Annotated in this window: 17 protein-coding genes; 15 read left to right on the plus strand and 2 right to left on the minus strand. The window is 34.3% G+C overall.

Going from position 1 to position 24,406, the window contains the following annotated elements; genetic code table 11:
- The first annotated feature begins 15 nt into the window (after positions 1-15).
- The 9 genes from Q4Q39_RS02175 (at position 16) to Q4Q39_RS02215 (ending at position 14,566) form a co-directional block, all read left to right on the plus strand.
- Positions 16-1,551: a sulfatase family protein gene (locus Q4Q39_RS02175; RefSeq protein WP_303280721.1), complete on the plus strand. Its 1,536-nt coding sequence runs from the start codon at positions 16-18 to the stop codon at positions 1,549-1,551.
- A 290-nt stretch (positions 1,552-1,841) separates the two neighbouring features.
- On the plus strand, positions 1,842-3,422 hold the full coding sequence (locus Q4Q39_RS02180; protein ID WP_425555705.1) for a sulfatase family protein: 1,581 nt from the start codon (positions 1,842-1,844) through the stop codon (positions 3,420-3,422).
- A 159-nt stretch (positions 3,423-3,581) separates the two neighbouring features.
- The gene (locus Q4Q39_RS02185) at positions 3,582-4,784 is read left to right on the plus strand and encodes a glycoside hydrolase family protein (RefSeq protein WP_303280723.1); all 1,203 of its coding nucleotides are present in this window, start codon (positions 3,582-3,584) and stop codon (positions 4,782-4,784) included.
- 13 nt (positions 4,785-4,797) lie between these two features.
- Entirely contained in the window at positions 4,798-6,510 is a 1,713-nt protein-coding gene (locus Q4Q39_RS02190) for a sulfatase family protein (protein ID WP_303280724.1), read from the plus strand.
- 55 nt (positions 6,511-6,565) lie between these two features.
- Positions 6,566-8,365 (plus strand): arylsulfatase, encoded by a 1,800-nt coding sequence (locus Q4Q39_RS02195; protein ID WP_303280725.1) that lies wholly within the window; start codon positions 6,566-6,568, stop codon positions 8,363-8,365.
- Between the two features lie 30 nt (positions 8,366-8,395).
- A complete protein-coding gene (locus tag Q4Q39_RS02200) occupies positions 8,396-10,078 on the plus strand; it encodes a sulfatase family protein (RefSeq protein ID WP_303280726.1) in 1,683 nt (560 codons plus the stop codon).
- A gap of 33 nt (positions 10,079-10,111) precedes the next feature.
- Positions 10,112-11,233 (plus strand): alpha/beta hydrolase, encoded by a 1,122-nt coding sequence (locus Q4Q39_RS02205; RefSeq protein ID WP_303280727.1) that lies wholly within the window; start codon positions 10,112-10,114, stop codon positions 11,231-11,233.
- Between the two features lie 121 nt (positions 11,234-11,354).
- Positions 11,355-12,866: a sulfatase family protein gene (locus Q4Q39_RS02210; RefSeq protein ID WP_303280728.1), complete on the plus strand. Its 1,512-nt coding sequence runs from the start codon at positions 11,355-11,357 to the stop codon at positions 12,864-12,866.
- Positions 12,867-13,036: 170 nt separating this feature from the next.
- Positions 13,037-14,566 carry a sulfatase-like hydrolase/transferase gene (locus Q4Q39_RS02215; RefSeq protein ID WP_303280729.1) on the plus strand — a complete coding sequence of 510 codons (1,530 nt, stop codon included), beginning with the start codon at positions 13,037-13,039 and terminating at the stop codon, positions 14,564-14,566.
- Positions 14,567-14,640: 74 nt separating this feature from the next.
- Here Q4Q39_RS02215 and Q4Q39_RS02220 read toward each other — a convergent pair whose 3' ends face one another.
- Positions 14,641-16,953 carry a sulfatase-like hydrolase/transferase gene (locus Q4Q39_RS02220; protein ID WP_303280730.1) on the minus strand — a complete coding sequence of 771 codons (2,313 nt, stop codon included), beginning with the start codon at positions 16,951-16,953 and terminating at the stop codon, positions 14,641-14,643.
- Between the two features lie 182 nt (positions 16,954-17,135).
- Between Q4Q39_RS02220 and Q4Q39_RS02225 the strand changes: the two genes are divergently transcribed.
- Positions 17,136-18,752, plus strand: a complete 1,617-nt coding sequence (locus Q4Q39_RS02225; protein ID WP_303280731.1) for a sulfatase family protein — start codon at positions 17,136-17,138, stop codon at positions 18,750-18,752.
- Positions 18,753-18,777: 25 nt separating this feature from the next.
- Positions 18,778-19,515: a hypothetical protein gene (locus Q4Q39_RS02230; protein ID WP_303280732.1), complete on the plus strand. Its 738-nt coding sequence runs from the start codon at positions 18,778-18,780 to the stop codon at positions 19,513-19,515.
- 122 nt (positions 19,516-19,637) lie between these two features.
- Here the strand turns inward: Q4Q39_RS02230 and Q4Q39_RS02235 are convergent, their stop codons facing one another.
- Positions 19,638-21,068: a sulfatase gene (locus Q4Q39_RS02235; RefSeq protein WP_303280733.1), complete on the minus strand. Its 1,431-nt coding sequence runs from the start codon at positions 21,066-21,068 to the stop codon at positions 19,638-19,640.
- 269 nt (positions 21,069-21,337) lie between these two features.
- Between Q4Q39_RS02235 and Q4Q39_RS02240 the strand changes: the two genes are divergently transcribed.
- The 4 genes from Q4Q39_RS02240 (at position 21,338) to Q4Q39_RS02250 (ending at position 24,368) form a co-directional block, all read left to right on the plus strand.
- Positions 21,338-21,715 carry a hypothetical protein gene (locus Q4Q39_RS02240; RefSeq protein WP_303280734.1) on the plus strand — a complete coding sequence of 126 codons (378 nt, stop codon included), beginning with the start codon at positions 21,338-21,340 and terminating at the stop codon, positions 21,713-21,715.
- A gap of 101 nt (positions 21,716-21,816) precedes the next feature.
- Positions 21,817-22,062, plus strand: a complete 246-nt coding sequence (locus Q4Q39_RS20580) for a beta-propeller fold lactonase family protein (protein WP_367892709.1) — start codon at positions 21,817-21,819, stop codon at positions 22,060-22,062.
- 5 nt (positions 22,063-22,067) lie between these two features.
- Positions 22,068-22,811 carry a hypothetical protein gene (locus Q4Q39_RS02245; RefSeq protein ID WP_303280735.1) on the plus strand — a complete coding sequence of 248 codons (744 nt, stop codon included), beginning with the start codon at positions 22,068-22,070 and terminating at the stop codon, positions 22,809-22,811.
- A gap of 87 nt (positions 22,812-22,898) precedes the next feature.
- Positions 22,899-24,368: a sialate O-acetylesterase gene (locus tag Q4Q39_RS02250; protein ID WP_303280736.1), complete on the plus strand. Its 1,470-nt coding sequence runs from the start codon at positions 22,899-22,901 to the stop codon at positions 24,366-24,368.
- Positions 24,369-24,406 lie beyond the last annotated feature (38 nt).

A 24,406-nucleotide genomic window follows, 5' to 3' on the forward strand; every position in this document is an offset into this window, starting at 1 on the left:
GTTCTATATTAGGAAATGATTAATAAAAATGATGAAATACTACTTATGATGATAAGAAAAGCACTAATACCATTTTTATTAATCATTTTTCTTTTACAAGCTTGTGAGCAAAAAGAAAATAAACCCAATGTAATTATCCTTTATGCAGATGATATGGGCTATGGAGATTTAGCAATTCAAAACCCTAGTTCAAAAATCCCTACACCAAATTTAGATCAATTGGCAAGAGATGGTATGTTGTTTACTGATGGGCATTCTTCATCGGGCATTTGTACACCAAGTAGATATGCACTTTTAACAGGAAGATATCATTGGAGAGAATTCCACGGAATTGTGGGTTCCATGGGCTTGCCTGCGTTTAAAGAAGGGCAATATACTATTGGGAAAATGTTTCAAGACAATGGTTATGCCACTGCTTGTATAGGAAAGTGGCATTTAGGGTGGAATTGGGATAAAATGGTAAAACCTAACTGGGAATCGAAGAAAAAACTCCAATCATTTCCTCCAGAAGCTTTTGATTGGACTCAGGAAATTTCGGGAGGTCCTTTAGATAGGGGATTTGATATGTACTATGGAGATGGAACCATTAATTTTCCTCCCTATACATGGGTAGAGAATAATAAAGTTATTACCGAGCCTAATACGTATTATGAGAGTAAGAAAACAAAAGGACCTGAAGGGTCATGGGAATGCAGAGCAGGAGTTGGTGAAAAAGACTGGGATTTTTATAAGGTTCTTCCAACACTTACTCAAAAAGCAGTAGACTATGTAAAAGGAAGAAAGAAAGAGAACAAACCTTTCTTTTTATACATGCCATTTCCATCACCACATGCGCCTATCATTCCAAATAAAGAGTTTGTTGGTAAAAGTAAAGCAGGTGCTTATGGAGATTATGTGTATCAAACAGATTGGTGTGCAGGACAAATTTTAAAAGCACTTAAAGAAATTGGTGAAGAAGAAAATACGATTGTTATTTTTTCTGCCGATAATGGCCCTGAACACTATGCTTATCCTAGGATTGAAAACTATGACCATTATAGCATGGGAGAGTTTAGAGGGTTGAAACGTGATTTGTATGAAGGAGGACACCATGTTCCTTTTATAGTGAAATGGCCTAAGAAGATTAAAGAAGGAGGGGTATCGAATCAAGTTATTAATCAGGTTGATATATTAAAAACATTGTCTAGCATTATCAATGCTGATTTACCTAAAGGATTTACCCATGACGGATATAATTTTTCAGATGTTTGGTTTGGTAAAGAGTTGGAATCTTCATTGAGAAAAGCGACTGTGCAAAATACTTTTGAAGATAAATATGCGCTAAGAATGGGAGACTGGTTATATATAAACTATCCAACAGGATATGCGAAACCTAATCAACCTAAATGGTTAAAGGAAAAATATCCTCCATTAGACCAACCCGTACAATTATATAATCTTTCGGAAGACGTAGGTCAGAAAAATAATTTAGCGGCTCAAATCCCTGAGAAAGTATCTCAAATGCAAAGGAAATTAGATGATATTAGAGTAAAGGAAACTTTTGTTGAATAAAAGGATGTTTATTTAGATATAATTTGTTTTATTAAATGACTTCACTATCAAAATAAGAGGTAGAAAAGTTCCATTAATAATTAAATTACTAAGAAGAACAAGTTATATACCAGAGAATACCTATTTAAGCGTATACACATTTAATTTTATGGAAACCAATCTTATACTAAAATAATATAATGAATTTTACAAGTAAGTTTCTTTCAATTTGTTTTTTATTCGTGTTTTCCTGTAAGCAGGCAAATATCAAAAAAGAAGGCAAATACCAAAAGCCAAATATCCTCTTCATCATGTCAGATGACCATACCTCACAGGCTATTGGAGCTTATGGGGGAAGATTAGCAGCATTGAATCCAACCCCAACAATTGATGCTATTGCTTCAGAAGGTGTGGTAATGAAAAATGCGTTTTGTCAAAACGCCATTTGTACCCCGAGTAGAGCTTCTATCATGACAGGGCAGAGTAGTGCGGTTAACGGTGTGCCTACACTAGGTGGCCGTTTACCAGTAGATAAGCAGTATTTAGCACACGAAATGAAAAATGCTGGATACCAAACCGCAGTTATAGGGAAATGGCATCTAAAAGAATTACCAGAAGCATTTGATTATTATAAAGTTTTACCCGGACAGGGAAATTATTTTGATCCCATATTTAAAGATATTGAAGGTACAGAAACTATAAAATGGCGAAAGTTTGAAATTAAAAATGGAACGCGAATGAAAGGGCATTCTTCGGATTGTATTGCAGATTCTGCCCTTGAATGGTTTAAAAATAAACGAAATACGGGCAAACCATTCTTCTTAAAATTACACTTTAAAGCACCTCATGATATGTTTGAGTATGCACCTCGCTATGAGTCATATTTAAATGATGTAACCATTCCTGAGCCAGAAAACATGAGAGATAGAAAAAACAATGGTTCCATAGCTACCAGAGGTTATAATAATGAGTTAGAGCCTTATATAGGAACTTCAATAGGAAGGCGTAATCCACGAAGAAATTATACAAAATCTGGAGCATGGGTTAAAAATTTAGACCATACAAAAAGCGATGAAGCTATTCATGGCGATGCATATCAAGCCTATATGAAAGCGTATTTAAGATGCGTAAAAGGTGTAGATGATAATTTAAAACGCGTTGTAGATTATTTAAAAGCAAACAATTTGTATGATAATACGGTTATTATATATACAGGCGACCAAGGGTTTTACTTAGGAGAGCATGATTATATGGACAAACGTTGGGCTTATGAAGAGTCTATGCGTATGCCATTTATAGTGAGATATCCAGAAACAATAAAGCCTGCTCAAATAGATGCTATTGTAGAGAACATAGATTATGCGCCAACCATGTTAGATTTTGCAGGTGTAGAAACACCAAAATATATGCATGGTAAAAGCTTTAAAACTATTTTAGAAACAGGCAAAGAGCCAGAAGATGCTAAAAAAGCAGCATACTACCACTATTGGATGCACATGACGAGTCATGATAATCCTGGGCATATCGCTATAAGAACTAAAAAATACAAACTTATTCAGTTTTATGGCACACCGCTAAAAGGCGATACGCCGCAAACACCACCAGGTTGGGAATTATATGATTTGGAAAAAGATCCAACCGAAGATAATAATGTCTACGATAACCTAGAATACCAAACAATTATTGCAGACCTTAAAATCCAATTGAAAGACTTACGAAAACAATATGGAGAAGATGATCCAAAATTTTCATTCAATAAAGTTATTGATGAATATTGGGATTATAATGCATCAGATAAAAAGAAAGCCATTCAAATATCACACGATTATTTAAAGAAAGTAAAGGCGAATATGTACATAAACAATCCAAAAAAGAACCATGGCAAACACTAATGAAAAACAGTTGCTTTTCTCACTTTTTTTTGACTTTGTTAAATGTATTGAGTGAAGAAAAGTATTGCCAAAGAGCTATATAGATATGTTGAGTGTCTGGAGATAAAAACAAAAAGCCAGAACGAAAACTAGATAAAATTTTAAGTAAAAAAATAAAAAATGATTAAATCAAAATACATCCGATCAACCATTCTTCCTTTATTATTGGTCGTATCAATAGTGAGCCATGGGCAAAAGAAAAAAGAGGATATCAAACAGAACCGTTTGACGGAGTTCAATAAAATTAAAAAGAAGAAAAAACATCCAAAAACACTTGTTAATTTTTTTAAGCCTATGCCTATTCAAGCCCCTCTTATATCCAAAGGTACCTGGGGTGAAACTTATGTCTTTCCAAGAGACACAGCCAATGGACTTGAAGATAGTAAATTAGAAAAATGGTGTTATTGGGATGGTAAAATTGTAAAAGACGATATTGGTAAATACCATATATATGCTAGTAGATGGCCACAATCTGTATCCCATAGTCAAGGGTGGCATGTCAATTCAACAGCTATGCATGCGATAAGTGATAATCCAATAGGACCTTATGTTGATACAGGTGTTGTTTGTCCTGAATATAAAGAAGGAAAAGGACACAATGTAGTTGGTTTAAGAACAAAAGATGGTAAATATGCGGTTATAAAAAGTTCTTTAATTCAAGGTTCTATTTTCTTATCAGATAAGCCTGAAGGGCCTTTCAAATTTGCAGGAGAAATAAAAGTTGATTTAAATGGACATTCAAAGAATGATGCTTACTTGAAGTCTGGAAGAATGGACAATGTTGACATTTTACTAAGACCAGACGGTAGATATATGTTAGTAGGAAGACCAACAGTAATTATGATTAGTGAAAGTGATGATATTACAGGGCCTTATAAAATTATTTCTGATAGAGTAAAAAATCACCCTGACTTACCTAAAAGTAAATTAGAAGACCCTAGTATATGGTACAGTGGCGGTATGTACCATATGGTGATTAACCATCATACAACTAATACTACTTATCACATGAGTTCTATAGACGGAATCAATGATTGGAAATTTAGAGGAATAGCTTTTGGACAACAACATAATATCTTTAAATATACAGATGGCACGGTTAATAAATGGACCGTAATCCAAAGAATGACTGTATATGTTGAGGATGGACATCCTACTCACTTTATATTTTCTGTGATTGACACAAAAAAGGGAGAAGACAGACCTAATGACCAGAATGGTAGTAAAATTGTAGTTGTTCCTTTTGATGGAGTAGCCTTTGATAAGCATATGCAAGAGCTTGTAAAGGAAGAGGCTAAGAACAAAAAAATAATAAAACACTAGGTAAGAATTCAAAATGATGAATCGCATTTTACAATACATATTCTTATTATTCTTCATAGGAAGCACGTTTGCTCAATCTAAAAAGCCTAATATTCTGTTTATTATGTCAGATGACCATACCTCACAAGCTGTTGGAGTATATAACAGTAGGTTGACCAAGCTAAATCCCACACCTGTAATTGACCAGATTGCAAAAGAAGGCATTATTATGGAAAATGCTTTTTGTACAAATGCTATTTGCACCCCCAGTAGAGCTTGTATTATGACCGGACAATATAGTGCTGTGAATGGTGTTACTACCCTAGGAGGAAGACTTCCTGAAAATAAACAATACTTGGCCAAAGAAATGAAAAAAGCAGGCTATACTACTGCCGTAATAGGTAAATGGCATCTTAAAGAATTGCCTACTGCTTTTGATTATTGGAAAGTATTACCAGGACAAGGTAATTACTTCGATCCTTATTTTAGAATGACAGGTGGAACAGAAAGTTATAAAAAGGCTATTTTGGGGAAAAGTAAAGAATACTCAGATGGTCAACATATGAAAGGCCATTCATCAGACTGTATAGGTGAATCTACTTTAAACTGGTTCAAGAATGTAAGAGATCCTAAGAAACCGTTTTTCCTGAAAATGCACTTTAAAGCACCTCATGGAGGTTTTGAATATGCCCCTCGCTATGAAGACTATTTAGCTAATGTTGAAATTCCTGAGCCTAAAAATTTATATGAATCAGGAAACCACGGATCTATTGGGTCTAGGGGCTATAAAGATGAATTAATTCATGTACTTGGTAGTTCAATAAGTCCTCGTTGTCCTTTGCGAAACTATTCATCAAGATTGCAAAAGCAAAATCCAGAATTAAGTGATAGAGAAGTAACACACCTCGCTTATCAAAATTATCTAAAAAAATATTTACGTTGTGTAAAAGGTGTTGATGACAATATTAAAAAAGTAGTCGATTATTTAAAAGCTGAAGGTTTGTATGACAATACAGTTATTATTTACACTGGAGATCAAGGGTTTTATCTAGGAGAACATGATTATATAGATAAAAGGTGGGGATATGAAGAAGGTATGAGAATGCCTTTTATTGTTCGTTACCCTAAATCCATTCCAGCTGGTCAAAGATCGGATGCTATCATTGAAAATGTAGATTACCCTGTAATGATGTTAGATTATGCTGGTGTTGATAAACCAGATTATATGCAAGGTAAAAGTTTCCGTTACGTCATGGAAAAAGGTAAAGAACCTAAAAATGCCAAGACTGCTGCATACTATCATTATTGGATGCACTTGTCGGCCCATTACAACCCTGCTCATATTGCCATTCGCGACAAAAAATACAAGCTAATTTATTTTTATGGAGCGCGTCAAAAGGAAACAAAAGCAGAAACACCACCAAGTTGGGAGTTATACGATTTAGAAAAAGATCCTGGTGAAATGAATAACCTTTACGGTAATAAAAAATATGATAGCGTAATAGATGATCTAAAAGTGCAGTTAAGAACATTGCGTAGCGAGTACAAAGAAGATGATCCTAAATATGCTTGCAATCAAGTGATTGATGAATATTGGGATTATACCCCTGAGCAACAGAAAGAGGCCATAGAAATCTCGCATAGGTATTATGAAGCGTCCGAAAATATGGAAAGCTTTAGTGCTAAAAAGAAAAGAATTTCGAAGGAAAATGTAGCAAAAGAGAAATCATCGAAGAAAAAAAAATAACCCTTTTGGATATTCAACTCCTAGTATTAAATAACATATAGGCTTAAACTAAAATATGATGAAAAGATCACTTAAACTATTTGTATTGTTACTAACAATATTTCTTTTATCGAATGCACAACAAAAGCCAAATGTAATTATTATGGTTACCGATGATCAAGGCTATGGTGATATAGGGGCACACGGCAATACCATTATCAATACACCAGCAATGGACAAACTGCATAGTGAAAGCATTAGGTTAACTAATTTTCATGTAGACCCATCCTGTGCGCCAACGCGAGCTGCATTAATGAGTGGCAAATACTCGCATCATGCGCGTGTATGGCATACCGTAAGGGGTGGAAACCACATGAGAGCTTCAGAAATTAGCATGGCAGATGTGTTTCAACATAATGGCTACCAAACAGGCATGTTTGGAAAGTGGCACCTAGGGGCAAATTATCCATACAGACCAATGGATAGAGGGTTTGAAGAATGGCTAGGTTGTGGAGATGGTGGTACAGGCACCAGCGATTGCTATTTCTGGAACGATCGTGTAAACGATATGTATTGGCATAATGGTGAACGAGAATATAGAGAGGGCTTCAACCCAGATGTGTTTTATACTTCAGCAGAGGAGTACATTAAAAAACGTAAAAAAAACAAGCCATTTTTTATATATCTACCAACGTATATACCGCATAAGCCCTATACATCACCCTATAAAAATTTAGGTGAGCAGTATGTGAAATATATAGGAAAAGGTATTGAAAAAGACTGCCCCCCATTTTATGCTTTAATTGAACATATTGATGGTAATATAGCAAAATTGAGGCAAGTGTTAGAAGATGAGGGTATTGCAGACAATACTATTATAATCTTTATGACCGATAATGGAAGCACACATGGCAGACACGCTTTTAATGCAGGTATGAGTGGAGGAAAAGGAAGCACGTCCGATGGAGGCCATAGAGTACCATTTTTTATTCACTGGCCTAAGGGTGGTATAACAGGAGGAAAAGATATTAATACCTTGTCTGCCCATATAGACGTATTACCAACTCTGGCAGAATTATGTGGGATGAAATTTCCTAAAGCAAAGGAAAACGATTTAGATGGAAGAAGCCTAGTACCTTTGTTTAAAGATAATGTTGCATCATGGCCAGACAGAACAATAGTAGTAGAAAAACAACGAGAGGTAGAACGTAACCCTAGTAATAGTGCTATCATGACACAAAAGTGGCGTTTAGTTGGGCATAATAAATTGTTTGATATAGATAACGATCCTGGGCAAAAAAACAATGTTTTTAAAGACCATCCAGAAGTAGTCAAAAAATTGATGGCAGACTTTGATAAACATTGGCAAAAAGTTACTGTTGACGATAGAAGTTTCCCAACTCCAATAGTTGGCACTAAACATGATAAAGAAATATTTTTAAGCATTTCAGAATTAAGAGATGGCAATGGTTTTGCTCATGGATATAGCGCTAGTGGTAGAGAAGCAAAAGGTGTTTGGCATATTGAAGCTTATAAAAGCGGTATCTATGAATTTGAAGTATGCCGTTGGCCCAAGGAAGTAGATGCAACATTTACGGGGATACCAGAAATCACAAAAAAGGTTGACGCATGGAGTAATAAGAGTCCAAAAACAGCACTAATGACTAGTGGAAAACTTACAGCTATCCCTTATGGAGCAGTATCTTTAAAAGTTGGTGATGAATTTTATGAAATGCGTGATGTAAAGGCAGATACAAAAACAATGACATTTAACGTAAAACTTAATAAAGGAAAAACCATTGTTGATGCCGTGTTTTACAACAAAGAAGGAAAACAAATCACGAATGCTTATTACGTTTATGTAAGAAGAAAATAATTAGAATATTTAATAATCTAAAACAAACAAATGAACAAGAATATTTTATGCTGTATTGTATTGATACTATCAGTTTTAGCATGTAAAACGCAAAAGAATGAAAATTTAAAAACACCTGTATCTAATAAAGATTCTAGACCTAACATTATATTTTTATTTACTGACGATCAGAATGCGACAGTATTGGGTTGTATGGGGAATGACATCATAAAAACACCTAACATAGATAAATTAGCAGATAAAGGTGTCTTGTTTGAACGTTGTTATGCTACCTCTCCGCTTTGTATGGCGGCCAGGGCAACTGTAATGACGGGGATGTATGAATTTAAAACAGGATGTAATTTTCAAACGGGGAAATTAGCCAAGGAAGATTGGGACAACTTAGCATACCCTGCCCAACTGAAAAAAAATGGCTATAGAACAGCTTTTACAGGTAAGTGGGGTTTTGGTATTGATAAAAACTTTGACGGTACTCAATATTTTGACAAATGGGGAAGGCTTGAAGGTGGTCAAGGAGAATACGAAACTATTAAAAACCCTTTAATGGTTGATTATGCTGAAAAGTACCCTCACGTAACCCGTGCATTGGGAGCCTTTGGTGCAGATTTTATAAATGAATCAAAAGATAGCGGGAAACCATTCTGCTTATCAATTAGTTTTAAAGCACCCCATGAGCCACATGATATAATTGATCCTATTGACCAAAAACTATATCAAGATGTGGTTTTCCCAACACCACCTACCTATGGAAAAAAAGGGTTAGATCTTTTACCTGCCCAACCAAAAATGAGCAGACAATACATGCAGAGAAAAAAATGGTCTCCAGATGTATTTCAAGACCATACGAGAGCTTACTACCAATTGGTTTCTGGTGTAGATGCTGCTGTAGGAATGATTACTGAAGCGCTAGAAGAAGCAGGAGTTGCAGATAATACAATTATTATTTATTCATCAGACAATGGATATCATCTTGGGGCACATGGTTTGGCAGGCAAAGTATTGCCTTATGAAACCTCTTCTAGAATTCCGTTAATTATTTATGATCCTAGAGCTCCTAAAGCAGCCAGAGGACAAAAAACAACTACTATTACAGGAAATATTGATTTTGCACCAACAATTCTAGATGCTGCTGGATTAGCAATTCCAGCTAAAATGGATGGAAAAAGTTTAATGCCTGCTGTACAAAAAACAGGTGTTAAAGTTAGAGAAAGCTTAGGTTTAGTTCAAGCCTGGGATGTTACTGACACAGATTTACCAAAAGGGTTAGCAGTTGTTACAGAAGATTATAAATACATCAAATGGTGTTATGCTGATGAAAACATGCCGGAATCTGAAGAATTATTCAATTTGGTTAAGGATCCGAATGAAATGGAAAACATAGCTACGAATGAAAAGGAACAGTTAGAAAAGATGCATAAAGATTATGATGAATTTCATCAGTATTGGGCAAATAATACGATTGGAAAGGAATTTTATGAACGTTATGTTGATATTTTTGATAGAAATATGCCTTGGCAGAATAAGAAATTTGTGCTTTATCCTAAACAAGAACCTTTTAGGTGGCGTAAATGGGGAAAACCGCTTAGAGATGCTTATGAAGATATGACCGGAGAAAAATATCCTGAAATTGTAAGAACACCTGAAATGATTGAAAAGGAGAAAAAGAAAACTAAAAATGAAAAGGCAAGTATGAAGAAATCTAAAAAAGAGTAGTATCAACCCAGTTACTTAAACGAATAAAACGTTATGAAACATCTTTTTTTATACATAGGCGTATTAATACTGTCAACTATAGCTTGTAATGCTCAAAAAACAGAGCAAGTAGAGAGTAGGGAAGTTTTAAAATCTAATAAAACTTCCAATAACTTCAAGCCTCTTAAAACTGTTTTTGAGTTAAATCTAGAAGCAGATGTTAATAACGATAGTATTTTAACAGAACAAGAATATCGTGATTTTCAGTTTGTTGGTATTAGAAGAAATCGTTTCAAGGAATTTTCTGGGTATTATAAACGCATTACAGATATTCCTTATGCAGCAGGTGGTGAAGAACATCAAAAGTTAGATGTAATTATACCTGTAAACAGAACAGCTTCTTCACTACCTGTTATTATATTTGTACATGGTGGGGGCTGGAAAAAAGGTGATAAATGTGATGGGTATCCGTTGCTAGATGATTTTTTAAAAGAAGGCAATTACATAGGCGTTAGTATTAATTATAGATTAACAAATGAAGCCAAATGGCCAGCGCAATTGCACGATTGCAAGGCAGCCATAAGGTGGGTAAAAGCAAATGCAGAAATGTATGGTATTGATAAGGAAAAAATTGGACTTTGGGGAACTTCCGCTGGAGGTCACTTAGTATCTATGCTCGCAGTAACAGCAAATAACGAACGTTTTGAAGGTGTAGTAGGTAGCCATTTAACAGAATCGGCTTCTGTAACTTGTGCCATAAATGGTTTTGGACCTTCAGATTTAATGTTAGAAGGCACATTACTAAACAAAGTAGTGTATAATGATTTTTCAGATCCAGGATACAATGTATTCAATCTTATTGGTGTAGAGGATCTAAAACAAAAAGCTAAAAATGCATCGCCTATATATTGGGTTCATAATAATGTACCACCATTTTTAAGTTACCATGGCGTTTTAGATGAAGGAGTACCAATTAAGCATTCTGATAGGTTGCATGAAAAGTTAAAAGCAAAAGGTGCAAAAGATGCATATCTTTTAAGAATTGAAAATATGGAACATGGTCACGGAGGTGGAAAGTTTACAGAGACTACAAGGTATTTATTTAATTTTTTCGAAAGGTTTTTGCGAGAAAAACCAATAAAAATAGATGCTATAACAACACTAAAGCAACCTTAATCAATAATTTTACAAGGAATAGTCTTTTCGTAAAAAAAACAAAAATTAATTAGTTCCAAAAAAGCGAAGCTTACTTTTGGGCAACCCCATTAAAAACGGAAAATATAAAAGCAAACATAAAATGAATTTTTTCCTCAAGAGATTAGTTTCTTACACGTTCTTATCCTTATTTATTATTGGATGCTCAAGTACAAGTAAAAGTGTCACCGACTCAAATAAAGAGCATGACACGCAAAATCAATCTAAACAACCTAACATTATATTGATGATGGCTGATGATTTAGGTTGGGGAGATGTTGGTTTTAATGGTAATAACATCATTAAAACACCAAATTTAGACCAAATGGCTAAAGAAGGCGTTAAATTAACGCACTTTTATTCAATAGGTCCTGTATGCTCACCTACCAGGGCATCTTTTCTAACGGGAAGACATTATTTTAGAATGGGTATTTGGTCTGCCAATAAAGGACACTTACCAAAAGAAGAAAATACTATTGCTTCTGTTTTAAAGAAAGAAGGGTATGCTACCGGACACTTTGGAAAGTGGCACTTAGGTACCTTGAGTAAGACTATTTCTGCTAAAGGGTCAAAACGTAAACCTGAAATTAATTATGCACCACCAGCTTGGTTTGGTTACGATGAATCTTTTGTTACCGAATCGGCTGTTAGTACATGGAACCCCGCAGAAGGTCGCAGATCAAAAAATAATCCATATTATTTGAATGGTGTGCCGGAAACGGAAAATCTAAAAGGCGACGATTCTCGTGTCATGATGGATAGAGTGATTCCTTTTATTCAAAAATCAGCAAAAGCGAATCAACCATTTGTAGCTGTTATCTGGTTTCATGCGCCACATCAAGACATAATAGCTGGACCAGAATATTTAAAAATGTATGAAGGGCATGGGCAGGCAGCCCATTATTATGGATGCATCACTGCATTGGACGATCAAGTGGGACGGTTAAGAAAAGAATTGAAAAACCTAGGGATCGATCAAAATACAGCTTTGTTTTTTACTAGCGATAATGGCCCTGAAGGAAAAACTCCAAAAGACAGGAAAAAAGTAAGAACTGCAGGAAGTGCAGGAGAATTTAGTGGTCGCAAACGAAGTGTTTTAGATGGCGGTGTGAGAGTTCCAGGATTGGCTTTATGGCCGGGGCATATAAAACCTAATACTGTTATTGATGTCCCTATGTCAGTTTTAGATTATTTGCCTACAGTATGTGAAATGACCTCAGCAAAATTACCAGAAGGACGTGTACAAGATGGTGAGAATATTTTACCTGTTTTAAAAGGTGAAAAAAATGTACATGATAAACCAATACCATTTCGTCATGAAAACTATGCTTGTTTGGTTGAAGGGAAATACAAGCTGATTATTGAATCTGAAAAAGACATTCAAAAAGACCGTTTATTTGATTTGTCAAAAGATATCAAAGAGATGAATAATATCGCTTCTCAATACCCTGAAAAAGTAAGGGATATGAGAGCTCAAATTATAGAGTTTTTAGCTTCAGCTAAAAGCACCCATAAAGGAGGAGAATATAATATTACAAATTATAAACCTGTTGACAATTGGGTGGAGTTGGGAAGTTTTAAACCTAAAAAGAAAAATAAGAAAAAATTGAAGTAACCAAGAGACTGTTCTGAAATGTGTGATTAGAATTTTTATGAGCCATTTTTGATGCAGTTTTAGGCAAAATTTTTTAGCATAGCCTTAGCTATGGTTAAAAATTTTAACGACGAAATGCGTAAAAAGGGCCTTAAAAAAATAATTGACATAATTAAAAACAGTCTATAAATATGCTTAAAAAAACCTTATATCTGCTACTATGCTCTTGTTTAGCTGGACATCTGGTCACAGCTCAGAAATTAAAAGAGAGTAAACCTAATGTTATACTGTTTTTAGTAGATGATATGGGAGTTATGGATACTTCAGTACCATTTTTGACTAATAAAGACGGTACTATTCAAAAGTATCCTCTAAACAATTGGTATAGAACACCAAACATGCAAAAATTAGCCAATATGGGCACACGGTTCTCTACATTTTACGCACAAAGCGTTTGTTCACCTACTCGTATTAGTATATTAACAGGACAAAATGCCACACGGCATAAAACAACTCAATGGATAAATCCTGAATTGAATAACAGAGGTGAATTTGGACCCGAAAATTGGCAATGGCAAGGTATCGAGAAATCTCATCATTATACATTACCCCAACTTATAAAAGCCAATGGGTATGAGACTATTTTTATTGGGAAAGCGCATTTAGGTTCCTTAAATTCTCATGCAGAGAACCCTTTAAATTTAGGTTTTAACTTTAACATTGGTGGTAGCGCATGGGGAAGTCCAGGTAGTTATTATGGTACCGAAAACTATACAAACAAAAAGAAGAAAAACAGCGTTCCACACTTAGAACACTATCATAACACAGATACATTCTTAACTGAAGCCTTAACACGCGAAGCCAATAAAAAGATAACTGAGGCTGTAGCAGAAAACAAACCTTTTTTCTTAGAAATGTCGCATTATGCGGTGCATAGGCCTTTTATGTTCGATGAGCGATTTAAACCGAATTATGATTCTGTAGAATATAGCCAAGATGCTTTTAAGTATGCAACTTTAGTTGAAGGGATGGATAAATCTTTAGGTGATATATTAAATCATTTGGAGGCCTTAGGTATTGCCGAAAATACATTGATTTTATTTGTTGGCGATAATGGATCTGACGCACCAATAGGGAATCCTCATGATGTAGCAAGCTCATCACCACTTAGAGGAAAAAAAGGAACGCATTTTGAAGGTGGTACACGCGTACCTTTTATAGCTGCTTGGGCTAAAACAGATGCAGACAATAAATGGCAAAAGCAAATACCAATACTTAAAGGAACCGTTCAACAAAGTGTTGGAACCGTTATGGACATCTATCCAACAATTTTAGATATTTTGAATATTGAAACACCAAAAGATTATACCATTGATGGCTATTCACTTCGGGAAGTGTTGACACAAGAAAAAACTTCAGATAGAATTCCTGAGTTTTTAATGCATTTTCCGCACGAACATAGAAGCAGTTATTTTACAAGTTACAGATTTGGTGATTGGAAATTGATATATCATTATTTTCCAGAGATGAATCCTTCTCATGTAAGATATGAACTTTATAATCTTTTAAACGACCCTTATGAAAGTGTTAACCAGTACAAAAAAGAACCAAAAGTATTGGAAGACATGATGGCACTAATGATTCAGAAATTAGAAACCGAAGAAGCCCTTTTTCCTATTGATAAAATGGGTTTGGAGGCTAAACCGTTTTTAAAAATATAAATCTAAAGTTACAATCAATATAGATGCTCTTTTAGTTCTTCTAATGAGTTTTTACCGTATTGATTTCGATAAATTTATAATTTCATAAACTTCTCTACACTTGTTTGGTTTTTGCCAGATTTAATAGATAGAAAGTAGAATCCTGAATTTAATTTTGATACAGGAACCTCTATCATTTTTTCGCCTTTTACTATGTCTTTTTTAGCGGTATATACTTTTTGTCCAGAAATAGTAAAGATATTTATCGTGTATGCAGTTTCTGTATGTGATGCAATAGAGAATTTTAAATGATCTTGAACTGGGTTTGGATAAATGAAAACACTAGGTCTTGTTAACTTATTCGCTTCGGTAGATAAAGATGTACCATCAGCAAAGAGCATACCATCTGAAATACTTGTTTTAGAAATTCCTGGACCTGAAATTTTTAAATCTACATCTGGTGTAATATTTTCATTTTGTTGGTAATAAATCTTAATAGGATGTTTCCCTGCTTTTAATTGTAACGAGCTGGATAATTCTGTAGTAACAAATTCAAAGTCATTATCTAAAAGATGAATGTCATGGATCATAACATGACATTTGGAGGCTGATGTTAGATAAAATGTGTACGCTCCATCTGTAGGGACTTCAATAAATCCATCAAGTGCTACCCCAAAGTTTTCAGTCAAGCCATTGCCCGTTACATCAATGTTAGTACTTATTGCTTCTGAGGTAGGGGATAATAATTCAAAATTAGGTACCCAATCATATGCTCCTGAAAATGTACTTTTAACCAAACCGTTAGTCAGGTTTTGAGCGGTTACTGAAGGAATTAATTCATCGTCGTAAGGTCTTGGAACAGAGGCGTCTTTAATTCTTGCCTGTAATACTTTATCTAACATCTTCTGTTGCAATTGGGGCATTGAAGACGCTAAGTTTGTAGATTCCCTGCCATCATTTACCACATCATAGATTTCAAAAGGGTCAGAATGGTCTTGAATGTCATAGCGTACGCCTTTATAATCCCCCATACGGATTACCTGCATATGGTTTCTGGCCCTGCCTCTTTTTGAAGGTTCAAAATCAGTATAGTTAGGCGTTGTTTTACCGGTATGCCTAAAAAATTCATGATATAAATAGCCTTTATCCTTTTGGTTTGCATTGTCTTGTTTTAAGGAAGGAAGTATAGAAGTACCATCTGTAAAAATTGGAACAGATACTCCTGCTAATTCAGCAAAAGTAGCATACCAGTCCCAATGGCCTGAAGGGAACGTAACCTGAGAGTTGGGAGGAACCACTCCAGGGTATCGAACAATTGTAGGTACTCTAATACCGCCTTCCCACATATCTCTTTTAATACCATTAAAGTTAGCATAAGATTGAAAAGATTCTCCTATATCATCAATAGAGTGTGGGCCGTTATCAGAAGAAAACACAATCATGGTTTCATTGTCAATATTCAAATCTTTTAGCAATTGTATAATATCTTCGACACAACTGTCTACGCGACGAATCATGGTGGCAAACTTTTTTTCATCTGTTGTCCAGCTTTGAGAAGCATAATCGGGGTGGATATAAGAATCTGCCGTTCCAGAAGCTGTATTTACCCAAGGTGTAGGTGAGTCTTTACTTGTCCATTGTAGTCCTCCGTTTAAGCCTTTATTAGCTGGGTATGCCTGTGTGGGTACTTCTAAAGCAGTGTGAGGTACATCGTAAGCTAGATATAAGAAAAACGGTTGTGAAGGTCTTGCGGCCTCATGATCTACAATCCATTGTTTCGATTTAGCTGTAAAAACATCAGTAGTGTAAGTTAAATCTGTTCCTTCTAAAATGTTGGTGTAACCATCGGTAAAATAAGATTCTTTGCTGGTGGTTCCATTTTTAGGGTAATGAATATGCCCTTGGTTATGATATAGCAAACCATAAAATTGATCAAAACCTCTTTTTAGTGGATGAGCTTCTAGGGCAGAACCACGAGGACCTGCTGTACCAGATTTACCTACATGCATGGTTCTATATCCTGATGTAGCTAACATCTGGGCTAATGTTAAACGATTTGCTGCTGCTTTATCAGCTTGATTAGCTCTAATACTTGCATGCCCTTGCGTAAGTCCTTCTAAAAGAGTTCCCCTTGCAGGAGCACAAACAGGAGCCCCAACATAATGATGGGTAAGCATAGCACCTTCATTGGCCATTTTATCTATTAGGGGTGTAGACATTTTTTTTGTGCCTGACCTTTGATTTTGCCAAAAATTACCTAAATCACCATATCCTAAATCATCCAATAGGATAAATACGATATTGGGACCGTTATTAGGTCTAGGTGTATCACTATAATCTTTATTGCCACTTTGTGCATTTAGGGTTATGGTAAATAAGAAAATAACAAGGTATATGTATAATTTCATAATAAATGTATTAAAATCTATGGGCTAGCTACTTTTTAATATGCAAGATAGTATAATATGAAACTGCGTAAAAATACTTCTTGTTGATATATACTTTCAGATACTTTATAAAAACCCCCGAATACTTTAATGTTCATAAAAATGAAGTTATTTGTTTGTATCAGTTAATCAAATTATGGTTTATGGACATTAAAATATTATATATACTCACTTTTTTACTTTTTGTGAGCAAAAATGTAGTAGGGCAACACCCAAAAGAACAAAAACCTAATATCATTTATATTTTAGCTGATGATATGGGGCTTGGAGATGTTTCAGGAATCAATCCAGAAGGTAAAATAAAAACACCTCACATTGATAGAATGATTCATGAAGGCATGAATTTTATGGATGCCCACACGAGTTCTTCAGTGTGCAGTCCTACAAGGTATGGTATCATGACAGGGCGTTATGCATGGCGTACTATTTTAAAAGAAGGCGTTTTGGGTGGCCATAGCAAACCCTTAATTCCAAAGGACAGGACTACAGTAGCCTCTTTCCTTAAAAAGCAAGGCTACAATACAGTTTGTGTAGGTAAATGGCATTTAGGGATGGATTGGACAAATAACGCTCCTGAAAAGTCAAAACGCATTACCGCCAAGTATGTAACTAATCCTTATCAAACCGTTAATAATACAGCTTTAGATGCAGGTTTCGATTACTATTTTGGAATTAGCGGTTCTTTAAATATGGATCCCCATGCTTATATGGAAAACCGTAATTTAATCGGAACATTATCTTTTGTGAAAGATAAGAGTGAGATGAATCGTAGAAGCTTAGAAGATGGAAGAGCTGGATGGGTGTCAGAAGGCTTTACCAGAACCAAAGTTTTAACTGATTTGGCACATAAAACTTCTGAATGGATTACTAAAAATCATCAAAAGCCTTTTTTCGTTTATTTACCGCTAACATCTCCGCACAGCCCCATTGTACCTAGAGAAGAGTTTCAAGGAAAAAGCGGTTTAAATCCACATGGTGATTTTGTTATGGAAACAGATTGGGTAGTTGGTGAGGTATTAAAAACATTGGATAAATTAAAGATTTCAGATAATACTATAATCATTTTTACTACTGATAATGGCACTTCTCCAAAAGCCAAAATAGAAGAAATGAAACAAAAAGGGCATTACACAAGTTGGAAATACAGAGGCTGTAAAGGAACCACTTGGGAAGGTGGCCATAGAGTGCCTTTTATAGTACGTTGGCCTCAAAAAATAAAGCCTAATACTGAATGTCATCAAACTATATGTACAACAGATTTGCTGGCTACTTGTGCAGAAATATTGAATAAAAAATTACTAGGCAATCAAGGGGAAGATAGTGTTAGCTTCTTACCTGCTTTAGAAGCGAAAGAAATACCTAATAATGCAGAACGATTAATTGTGCATCATTCCGATAAAGGGGTTTATGCTGTCCGTAAAGGGAAATGGAAATTGTTATTAGATAATAAAGGCGGTTCTAACCGAGGAAAAGTGGAACAGATAACAAGACCTATTACAAATATGTCTGATCTTTTATTGTTTGATATGGAAACGGATGAAACTGAAACCACAAATCTATCATTGCAATACCCTGAAATTGTTGAAGATTTAAAAAAAGAACTCGCTATAATCATTGAAAATGGTAGAAGCACCAAAGGTGAAGTACAAAAAAATGATCCGTATCCTTCAGCAATAAAATGGCATCAAATTGATTTATTAAGGCCTTATATGAAGGATAAACAATTACCATTTGAAGGGACATATGGTAAGAGATTATAGAGTTAAATTCAAAATTATAAAACTCATGAAATTATTTATAACAAGTATTCTGGTATTACTTCTAACGCAAAATATAAATTGCCAACAAGAGGAAGTAAGCAAACTATTAAAAGAAAAAGGTGTTTTGCTTTTTGAAGATCAATTTGATAGAGATGAACCTAATGAAACTGAAGAAAATATTGGCAATGGATGGCAAACAAATAGTGTTAGAATAACAAAAGATGGTAAAAAACAAGCAGATTTAGTTAAAGGTACACTTTTGATAGGAAAATCAGAAGATGCTAAACACGGACCTTATGTATATCATAAAGCGGGTTTTAAAAACGGAGTCATTCAATCTCGTTTTAAAATTTTTACTAATAAGGGGATTGGTTTTAACATTGTAGACCCAAATTATAAAGGGTCAAGTTTTGGGCATATTTGTGAAATAAACATTGGGCCTAAGTCTGTAAGTATAACAGATGGTAAAAACGGAAGGTTCAGCAGGAAATTTATCAAACAAAAACGAAATGGCACCTTGACAAAAGAGGAAAAAAAGATAATTGCGAGTATGAAATCTGTATTGCCTTTTAAAACAAGTATGAATGACTGGCATCAGGTTTCTATTTTGTATTTAGAAGACACGATTAAAATATATATCGATAATCAGTTTGTTGGTCAATTTACATCTGATGGATTTGCACATCCTATAAAAGCAGACTTTGGTTTTGCAGTGTGGGGGAAAGTACAAATAGATAACTTAAAAATATGGAGTATTGATTGACTTTAGTCTTATCCCCTTATGTGAACAAGGGAATAATTTAAAGATTTGTTTTTTGTATTAACTGTTTTGTAGCAAAAAAAAAGACTATCTAATGCACTAGATAGTCTTTTTTTATATGTAGCTTATAATAATTTCTCTTCCAGTTTTTTCCTATACTCTTTGAGAACTTTTAGATATTCTTTTTTTCCTGCAAGATTATAGAATTCGTTAGGATCGTTTTCATGATTATATAGTTCTTCTACTACATTCCCTTTGTATACATTTCTAATATAACGATACTTCTCGTCTCTTAAAGCGTGGTTGTTTTCACCATTACTTGTAATAGCAGTATTATTCCATTCTTTGTCAGGTTCTGTAAGTAAAGGACTGATGCTTTGTCCATCTAAGTCTTCTTTGTCGGGTAACCCCGTTAAAGATATTAAAGTAGGATATATATCTACCAACGATACAATACGTGTACTAACTCTACCTTTGTCAGTTTTTGAAGGGTCATAAATAATCAATGGCGTTTTGGTAGCTTCTTCCCATAATTTATGTTTTTTCCATTGCTCTTTTTCTCCTAGGGACCAGCCATGGTCTCCCATAATTACAATAATGGTATTGTCTTTATAAGGACTTTTTTCTAAACCATCTAATAAATGTCCTAACACATCATCTGCAAAAGTTAAATTTGCTAAATACGCACGAACATAGTGTTTCCAACCATTAACTCTTAGAATCTCATTATGAAATTTACCGTGGTATTTAGGTAATTCTATATCATCAATATCTCTAAAACCTTTCATGTCTTCACCTACATATGGAAGCTGAATGCTATCCAAATCGTACATGTCAAAATATTTTTTAGGAGCATAAAAAGGCAAATGTGGTCTATATATTCCACAAGCAGCAAAAAATGGTTTATCATGCTCTTGATTTAAATAATCAACGATATAATCTGCATTTTTAAAGTCTTCGGTGTTTTCAGTGGTAACTACATTTCCTTTGGAGTCTTTATCTAAAGGGAAGAAATCAAAAGAAGACCTAACAATTTTAAAATTGATATTTAAAGGGTTTTTGTCTGCTTTACTTGGATAAGGTGTGCCTAAGTTTCCTTTTCTTTGATAATTCCAGGAAATAGGATCACTTGCTGGTTTAGGTTCTTCTTTATTGCCTCTTCCATTATGAAATACTTTTCCTGAAGAAATGGTCTCGTACCCGTTGTTTTTAAAATATTGAGGTAGTGTAACTAAATTTGCGTTACCAGGTGGTTTTCTAAATTCTCCTGAATTATCGTACACTTTTATGGTGGTAGGCAATTTACCCGTTAAAAGACTTGCTCTGGATGGGCCACATAAAGGGAAATTACAGTAAGCATTTTTAAAAATGGTTGAATTGTTTGCTATTTTTTCTATGTTAGGTGTAATGGCTTGAACATTGCCTTCAAATGGCTTAGCCCAATCATTCATATCATCTATGGTAATAAAGAGGATGTTTTTTGGCTTTGTGTTTTTTGATTGAGAAAACACCCCTGCATAGGTGAATAAAAGGACTAAACAAAAAATTTTTTTCATAAATTATAAATTTTAAATATTTCTATATGGATTTGACATTCTTATTCATTAAAAGTTTAATTGGGTGGGTTGTATTTAGTAAAAAATAAATAAAAATGTCATTAAAATTAAACTTTTTTAATAAAATACTATCTAAATAACCAGAACAATTAAAATTTCGATACGTGGCGACAATGTATAAAATATGTATAACAATAGCTTTAAGTTTTTTAACCAGTTTGGGATTTTCTCAACATAAAAAAGAGCGCCTTACAATGGCTGCTAAGTTTATGAAAATCAAACTAGAGCAAGTTGGGTTATCGGATGACCAATGGGAAGCGTTTTATGTATTGAGTAAAAAATTAAAAGCAGATTTAACGAATCTTCGAGAAGAGGCAGGAATCTCAGACTTAATACGCAAACGCGATGAAGTATACAGGCAAATACTTAAAGACAGTGTGCCTAAGGAAAAACACCTTGAAGAATTAGCAAAACGAATGAACTTAACACCAAAACAACTCAAAGGTTTTGCAGATACACCTATACTTAAAGAAAATTATAAAGAAGAAGTAGCAAAATTATTATCCGAAGAACAAAAGTTAAGCTTGCAAAAGGTAAAAGGTACAGGTGAAAAAAAGAACAAGAAAACAAAGAAACACAACCATTAATGTAGGTTTGAAGGATATGAATAGAAAAGTGATTAAATTGTTTTTAAATAAAACACCTTTCATTGTTTTGTTACTATTGATAATGGAGAGCTGGAATTGCTATCTGTAAAATAGACCAAACTAATGGTAGCCTTGTTGAGGTAAATTGTGTTTCATCAGGAGGTGAAAGACCTAGAGAATTTGAGATAGACCCAACTGGAAATTACGTTTTAGTGGCCAATATGATATCAAACAATGTTTGTACATTTAAAATGAATCGAAAAACTGGATATTTAACTTTAACACAAAATATTAAAACAGACAATAGCCCACAAGGTTTTGGGTTTTTAGAACGAAAATTGAACTAAAGAATATGAATTTTAAATTACTACTACTTCCGTTTTTCTTGCTGTTTTTTAGTGTTAATGCGCAAGATATAGTTATAGATAAGTTGCTCAAGGAAAAAGGGACTCTTATTTTTTATGATGATTTTAATAGAACAGAGTCAGTACCCGATAAAGAAGATTTGGGTAACGATTGGGTTACAAATACAAGCAGGATATCCAAGGATGTTATTCAATGCGATTTAATTGATAATATTGTTGTAATTTCTATGTCTGATAAAGCTAAGCATGGTGTCTCTATGCGCCATAAGGCTCCTTTTAATAATGGTGTAATTCAGTCTAGGTTTAAGATTTTTGATAAAAAAGGATTATCTTTTAATATTATTGACAGCAATTATAAAGGGGCTAGTTTTGGGCATATTTGTCAAGTTAAAATAACACCATCTGGTATTTATTTTAGAGATGGTAAAATGGGACAGTTCAATTGGGAAGTCATGGAGTTGAAAAAAAGTAAAGACCCCAGGGATAAAGCTAAAATGAAAGCCTTATTGAAAGGAACAAAACACATAGCAAAATATAAAACGTCAATAAATGAGTGGCACAATATTTCAATATTGTATCTGCATGAAACTATAAAGGTTTTTATTGATGATAAATTTGCAGCTGAATATACTTCAAAAGGTTTCGCTCATCCAACTAAACAAACGTTTGCTTTTTCTGTATGGGGTGAAAAAGCTCAAGTAGATGACTTTAAAGTGTGGAGTATAGATTAGAAATAATAATGTTTTCACTCAGGAGTACAATTGTTTCGATAATCAAAATTTTAGTCAAAAGAAAACCCATTCAAAGTTATGTTAATTATGAAGAGATACAATAAAACGAAAACTAAGATGTGTTGCATCTTATTACTATTATTAAGCAACTTTGCTATTCATGCAGAAATTAAACTACCTGCAATCGTATCCTCAAATATGGTGCTTCAAAGAAATACAACAGTTAAAGTTTGGGGATGGGCAGATAAAGGAGAAAAAATAACAATTACAGCATCATGGTTATCCAAGTTGGTAACCATTACTGCAGACAATAAAGGAAAGTGGATAACCAGTTTAAAAACCACTAATAGTAAAGAACCCCAAACCATCAACTTAAAAAGTAATGTATCTAACATCACTTTAGAAAATGTTGTGTTTGGTGAAGTATGGTTGTGTTCCGGACAGTCTAATATGAATTTCGGTTTAGTTGGTAACCCAGGACAACCTGTATATAGAAGTGTTCAAACTATAGCCAATTCAAGAAATAAGAACCTAAGGTTATTTACTGTTAACAAGAATCCCTCTTTAGAGCCTACGAAAAAACTTCATGCAAAGAATGAAGGATGGACCTATGCCAACCCAAATACAGTTCCTGAGTTTAGTGCCGTTGCCTATTTTTTTGGTAGTCAATTACAAAACATATTAGATGTTCCGGTGGGAATGATTCATTCCTCATGGGGGGCTAGCCCTATTCAAGCTTGGATGAGTATGGAGGTTTTAACAAAACATCAAAAACTAGATTTTTCGAATTATGAAAAATATCCTAACAAAACAAATACTGTTTTGTTTAATGGCATGATAAATCCAATTACTTCGTACACCATAAAAGGAGCTTTATGGTATCAAGGAGAAGCCAACAGGTCAGAACCTCAGCATTATGCTAAATTGATGAGCATGATGGTAAAAGAATGGAGGGAAAAATGGAACATAGGAGATTTCCCTTTTTATTATGTGCAAATAGCTCCTTTTTCATCATATGGTGCTATTAATGAATATAGCAATTATAAAAATGCAGCTTTTTTAAGAGAAGCACAATTAAAAGCTATGGATATCATCCCTAATACTTTTATGGCGTGTACTATGGATATTGGCTCTAAAACGTCTATTCACCCTCCAAGAAAAAAAGAAGTAGCAGATAGGCTTTTAAATATTGCGCTTCATAAAACATACAGTTATAAGACTATTGACTTTTCAGGCCCTATTTTTAGCAGTATGGAAGCAAAAGACAATGGTCTACTTTTAAAGTTTAAGTATGCTGAAAATGGCTTGTATGCTTATGAAAGTGAAAAGATAGAAGGCTTTGAAATAGCTGGAGAAGACAAAGTTTTTTATCCTGCTAAAGCCAAAATTATAGATAGAAGATATATCTTTATTTCAAATAAAAATGTAACAAACCCTAAAGAGGGAAGATACGGATGGCAAAACTGGATTAAAGGTTCTTTATTTGATTGTAGCCTTTTACCTGCGCCGTCTTTTAGAACAGATAATTGGGATGGTGCTGTTCAGGTTAAGCAGTAACAAGTAACAGCAAATCCATTACTATTTACTAAGAAATA

The sequence above is a fragment of the Flavivirga amylovorans genome, assembly GCF_030540875.1.
In the GTDB taxonomy this organism is placed as follows: Bacteria; Bacteroidota; Bacteroidia; order Flavobacteriales; family Flavobacteriaceae; genus Flavivirga; species Flavivirga amylovorans.

Bases quoted from the DNA above. Each gene is read 5' to 3' on its own strand.
- Q4Q39_RS02175 (WP_303280721.1), top strand. From the start codon at position 16: ATGATTAATAAAAATGATGAAATACTACTTATGATGATAAGAAAAGCA.
- Q4Q39_RS02180 (WP_425555705.1), top strand. From the start codon at position 1,842: ATGTCAGATGACCATACCTCACAGGCTATTGGAGCTTATGGGGGAAGA.
- Q4Q39_RS02185 (WP_303280723.1), top strand. From the start codon at position 3,582: ATGATTAAATCAAAATACATCCGATCAACCATTCTTCCTTTATTATTG.
- Q4Q39_RS02190 (WP_303280724.1), top strand. From the start codon at position 4,798: ATGATGAATCGCATTTTACAATACATATTCTTATTATTCTTCATAGGA.
- Q4Q39_RS02195 (WP_303280725.1), top strand. From the start codon at position 6,566: ATGATGAAAAGATCACTTAAACTATTTGTATTGTTACTAACAATATTT.
- Q4Q39_RS02200 (WP_303280726.1), top strand. From the start codon at position 8,396: ATGAACAAGAATATTTTATGCTGTATTGTATTGATACTATCAGTTTTA.
- Q4Q39_RS02205 (WP_303280727.1), top strand. From the start codon at position 10,112: ATGAAACATCTTTTTTTATACATAGGCGTATTAATACTGTCAACTATA.
- Q4Q39_RS02210 (WP_303280728.1), top strand. From the start codon at position 11,355: ATGAATTTTTTCCTCAAGAGATTAGTTTCTTACACGTTCTTATCCTTA.
- Q4Q39_RS02215 (WP_303280729.1), top strand. From the start codon at position 13,037: ATGCTTAAAAAAACCTTATATCTGCTACTATGCTCTTGTTTAGCTGGA.
- Q4Q39_RS02220 (WP_303280730.1), bottom strand. From the start codon at position 16,953: ATGAAATTATACATATACCTTGTTATTTTCTTATTTACCATAACCCTA.
- Q4Q39_RS02225 (WP_303280731.1), top strand. From the start codon at position 17,136: ATGGACATTAAAATATTATATATACTCACTTTTTTACTTTTTGTGAGC.
- Q4Q39_RS02230 (WP_303280732.1), top strand. From the start codon at position 18,778: ATGAAATTATTTATAACAAGTATTCTGGTATTACTTCTAACGCAAAAT.
- Q4Q39_RS02235 (WP_303280733.1), bottom strand. From the start codon at position 21,068: ATGAAAAAAATTTTTTGTTTAGTCCTTTTATTCACCTATGCAGGGGTG.
- Q4Q39_RS02240 (WP_303280734.1), top strand. From the start codon at position 21,338: ATGAAAATCAAACTAGAGCAAGTTGGGTTATCGGATGACCAATGGGAA.
- Q4Q39_RS02245 (WP_303280735.1), top strand. From the start codon at position 22,068: ATGAATTTTAAATTACTACTACTTCCGTTTTTCTTGCTGTTTTTTAGT.
- Q4Q39_RS02250 (WP_303280736.1), top strand. From the start codon at position 22,899: ATGAAGAGATACAATAAAACGAAAACTAAGATGTGTTGCATCTTATTA.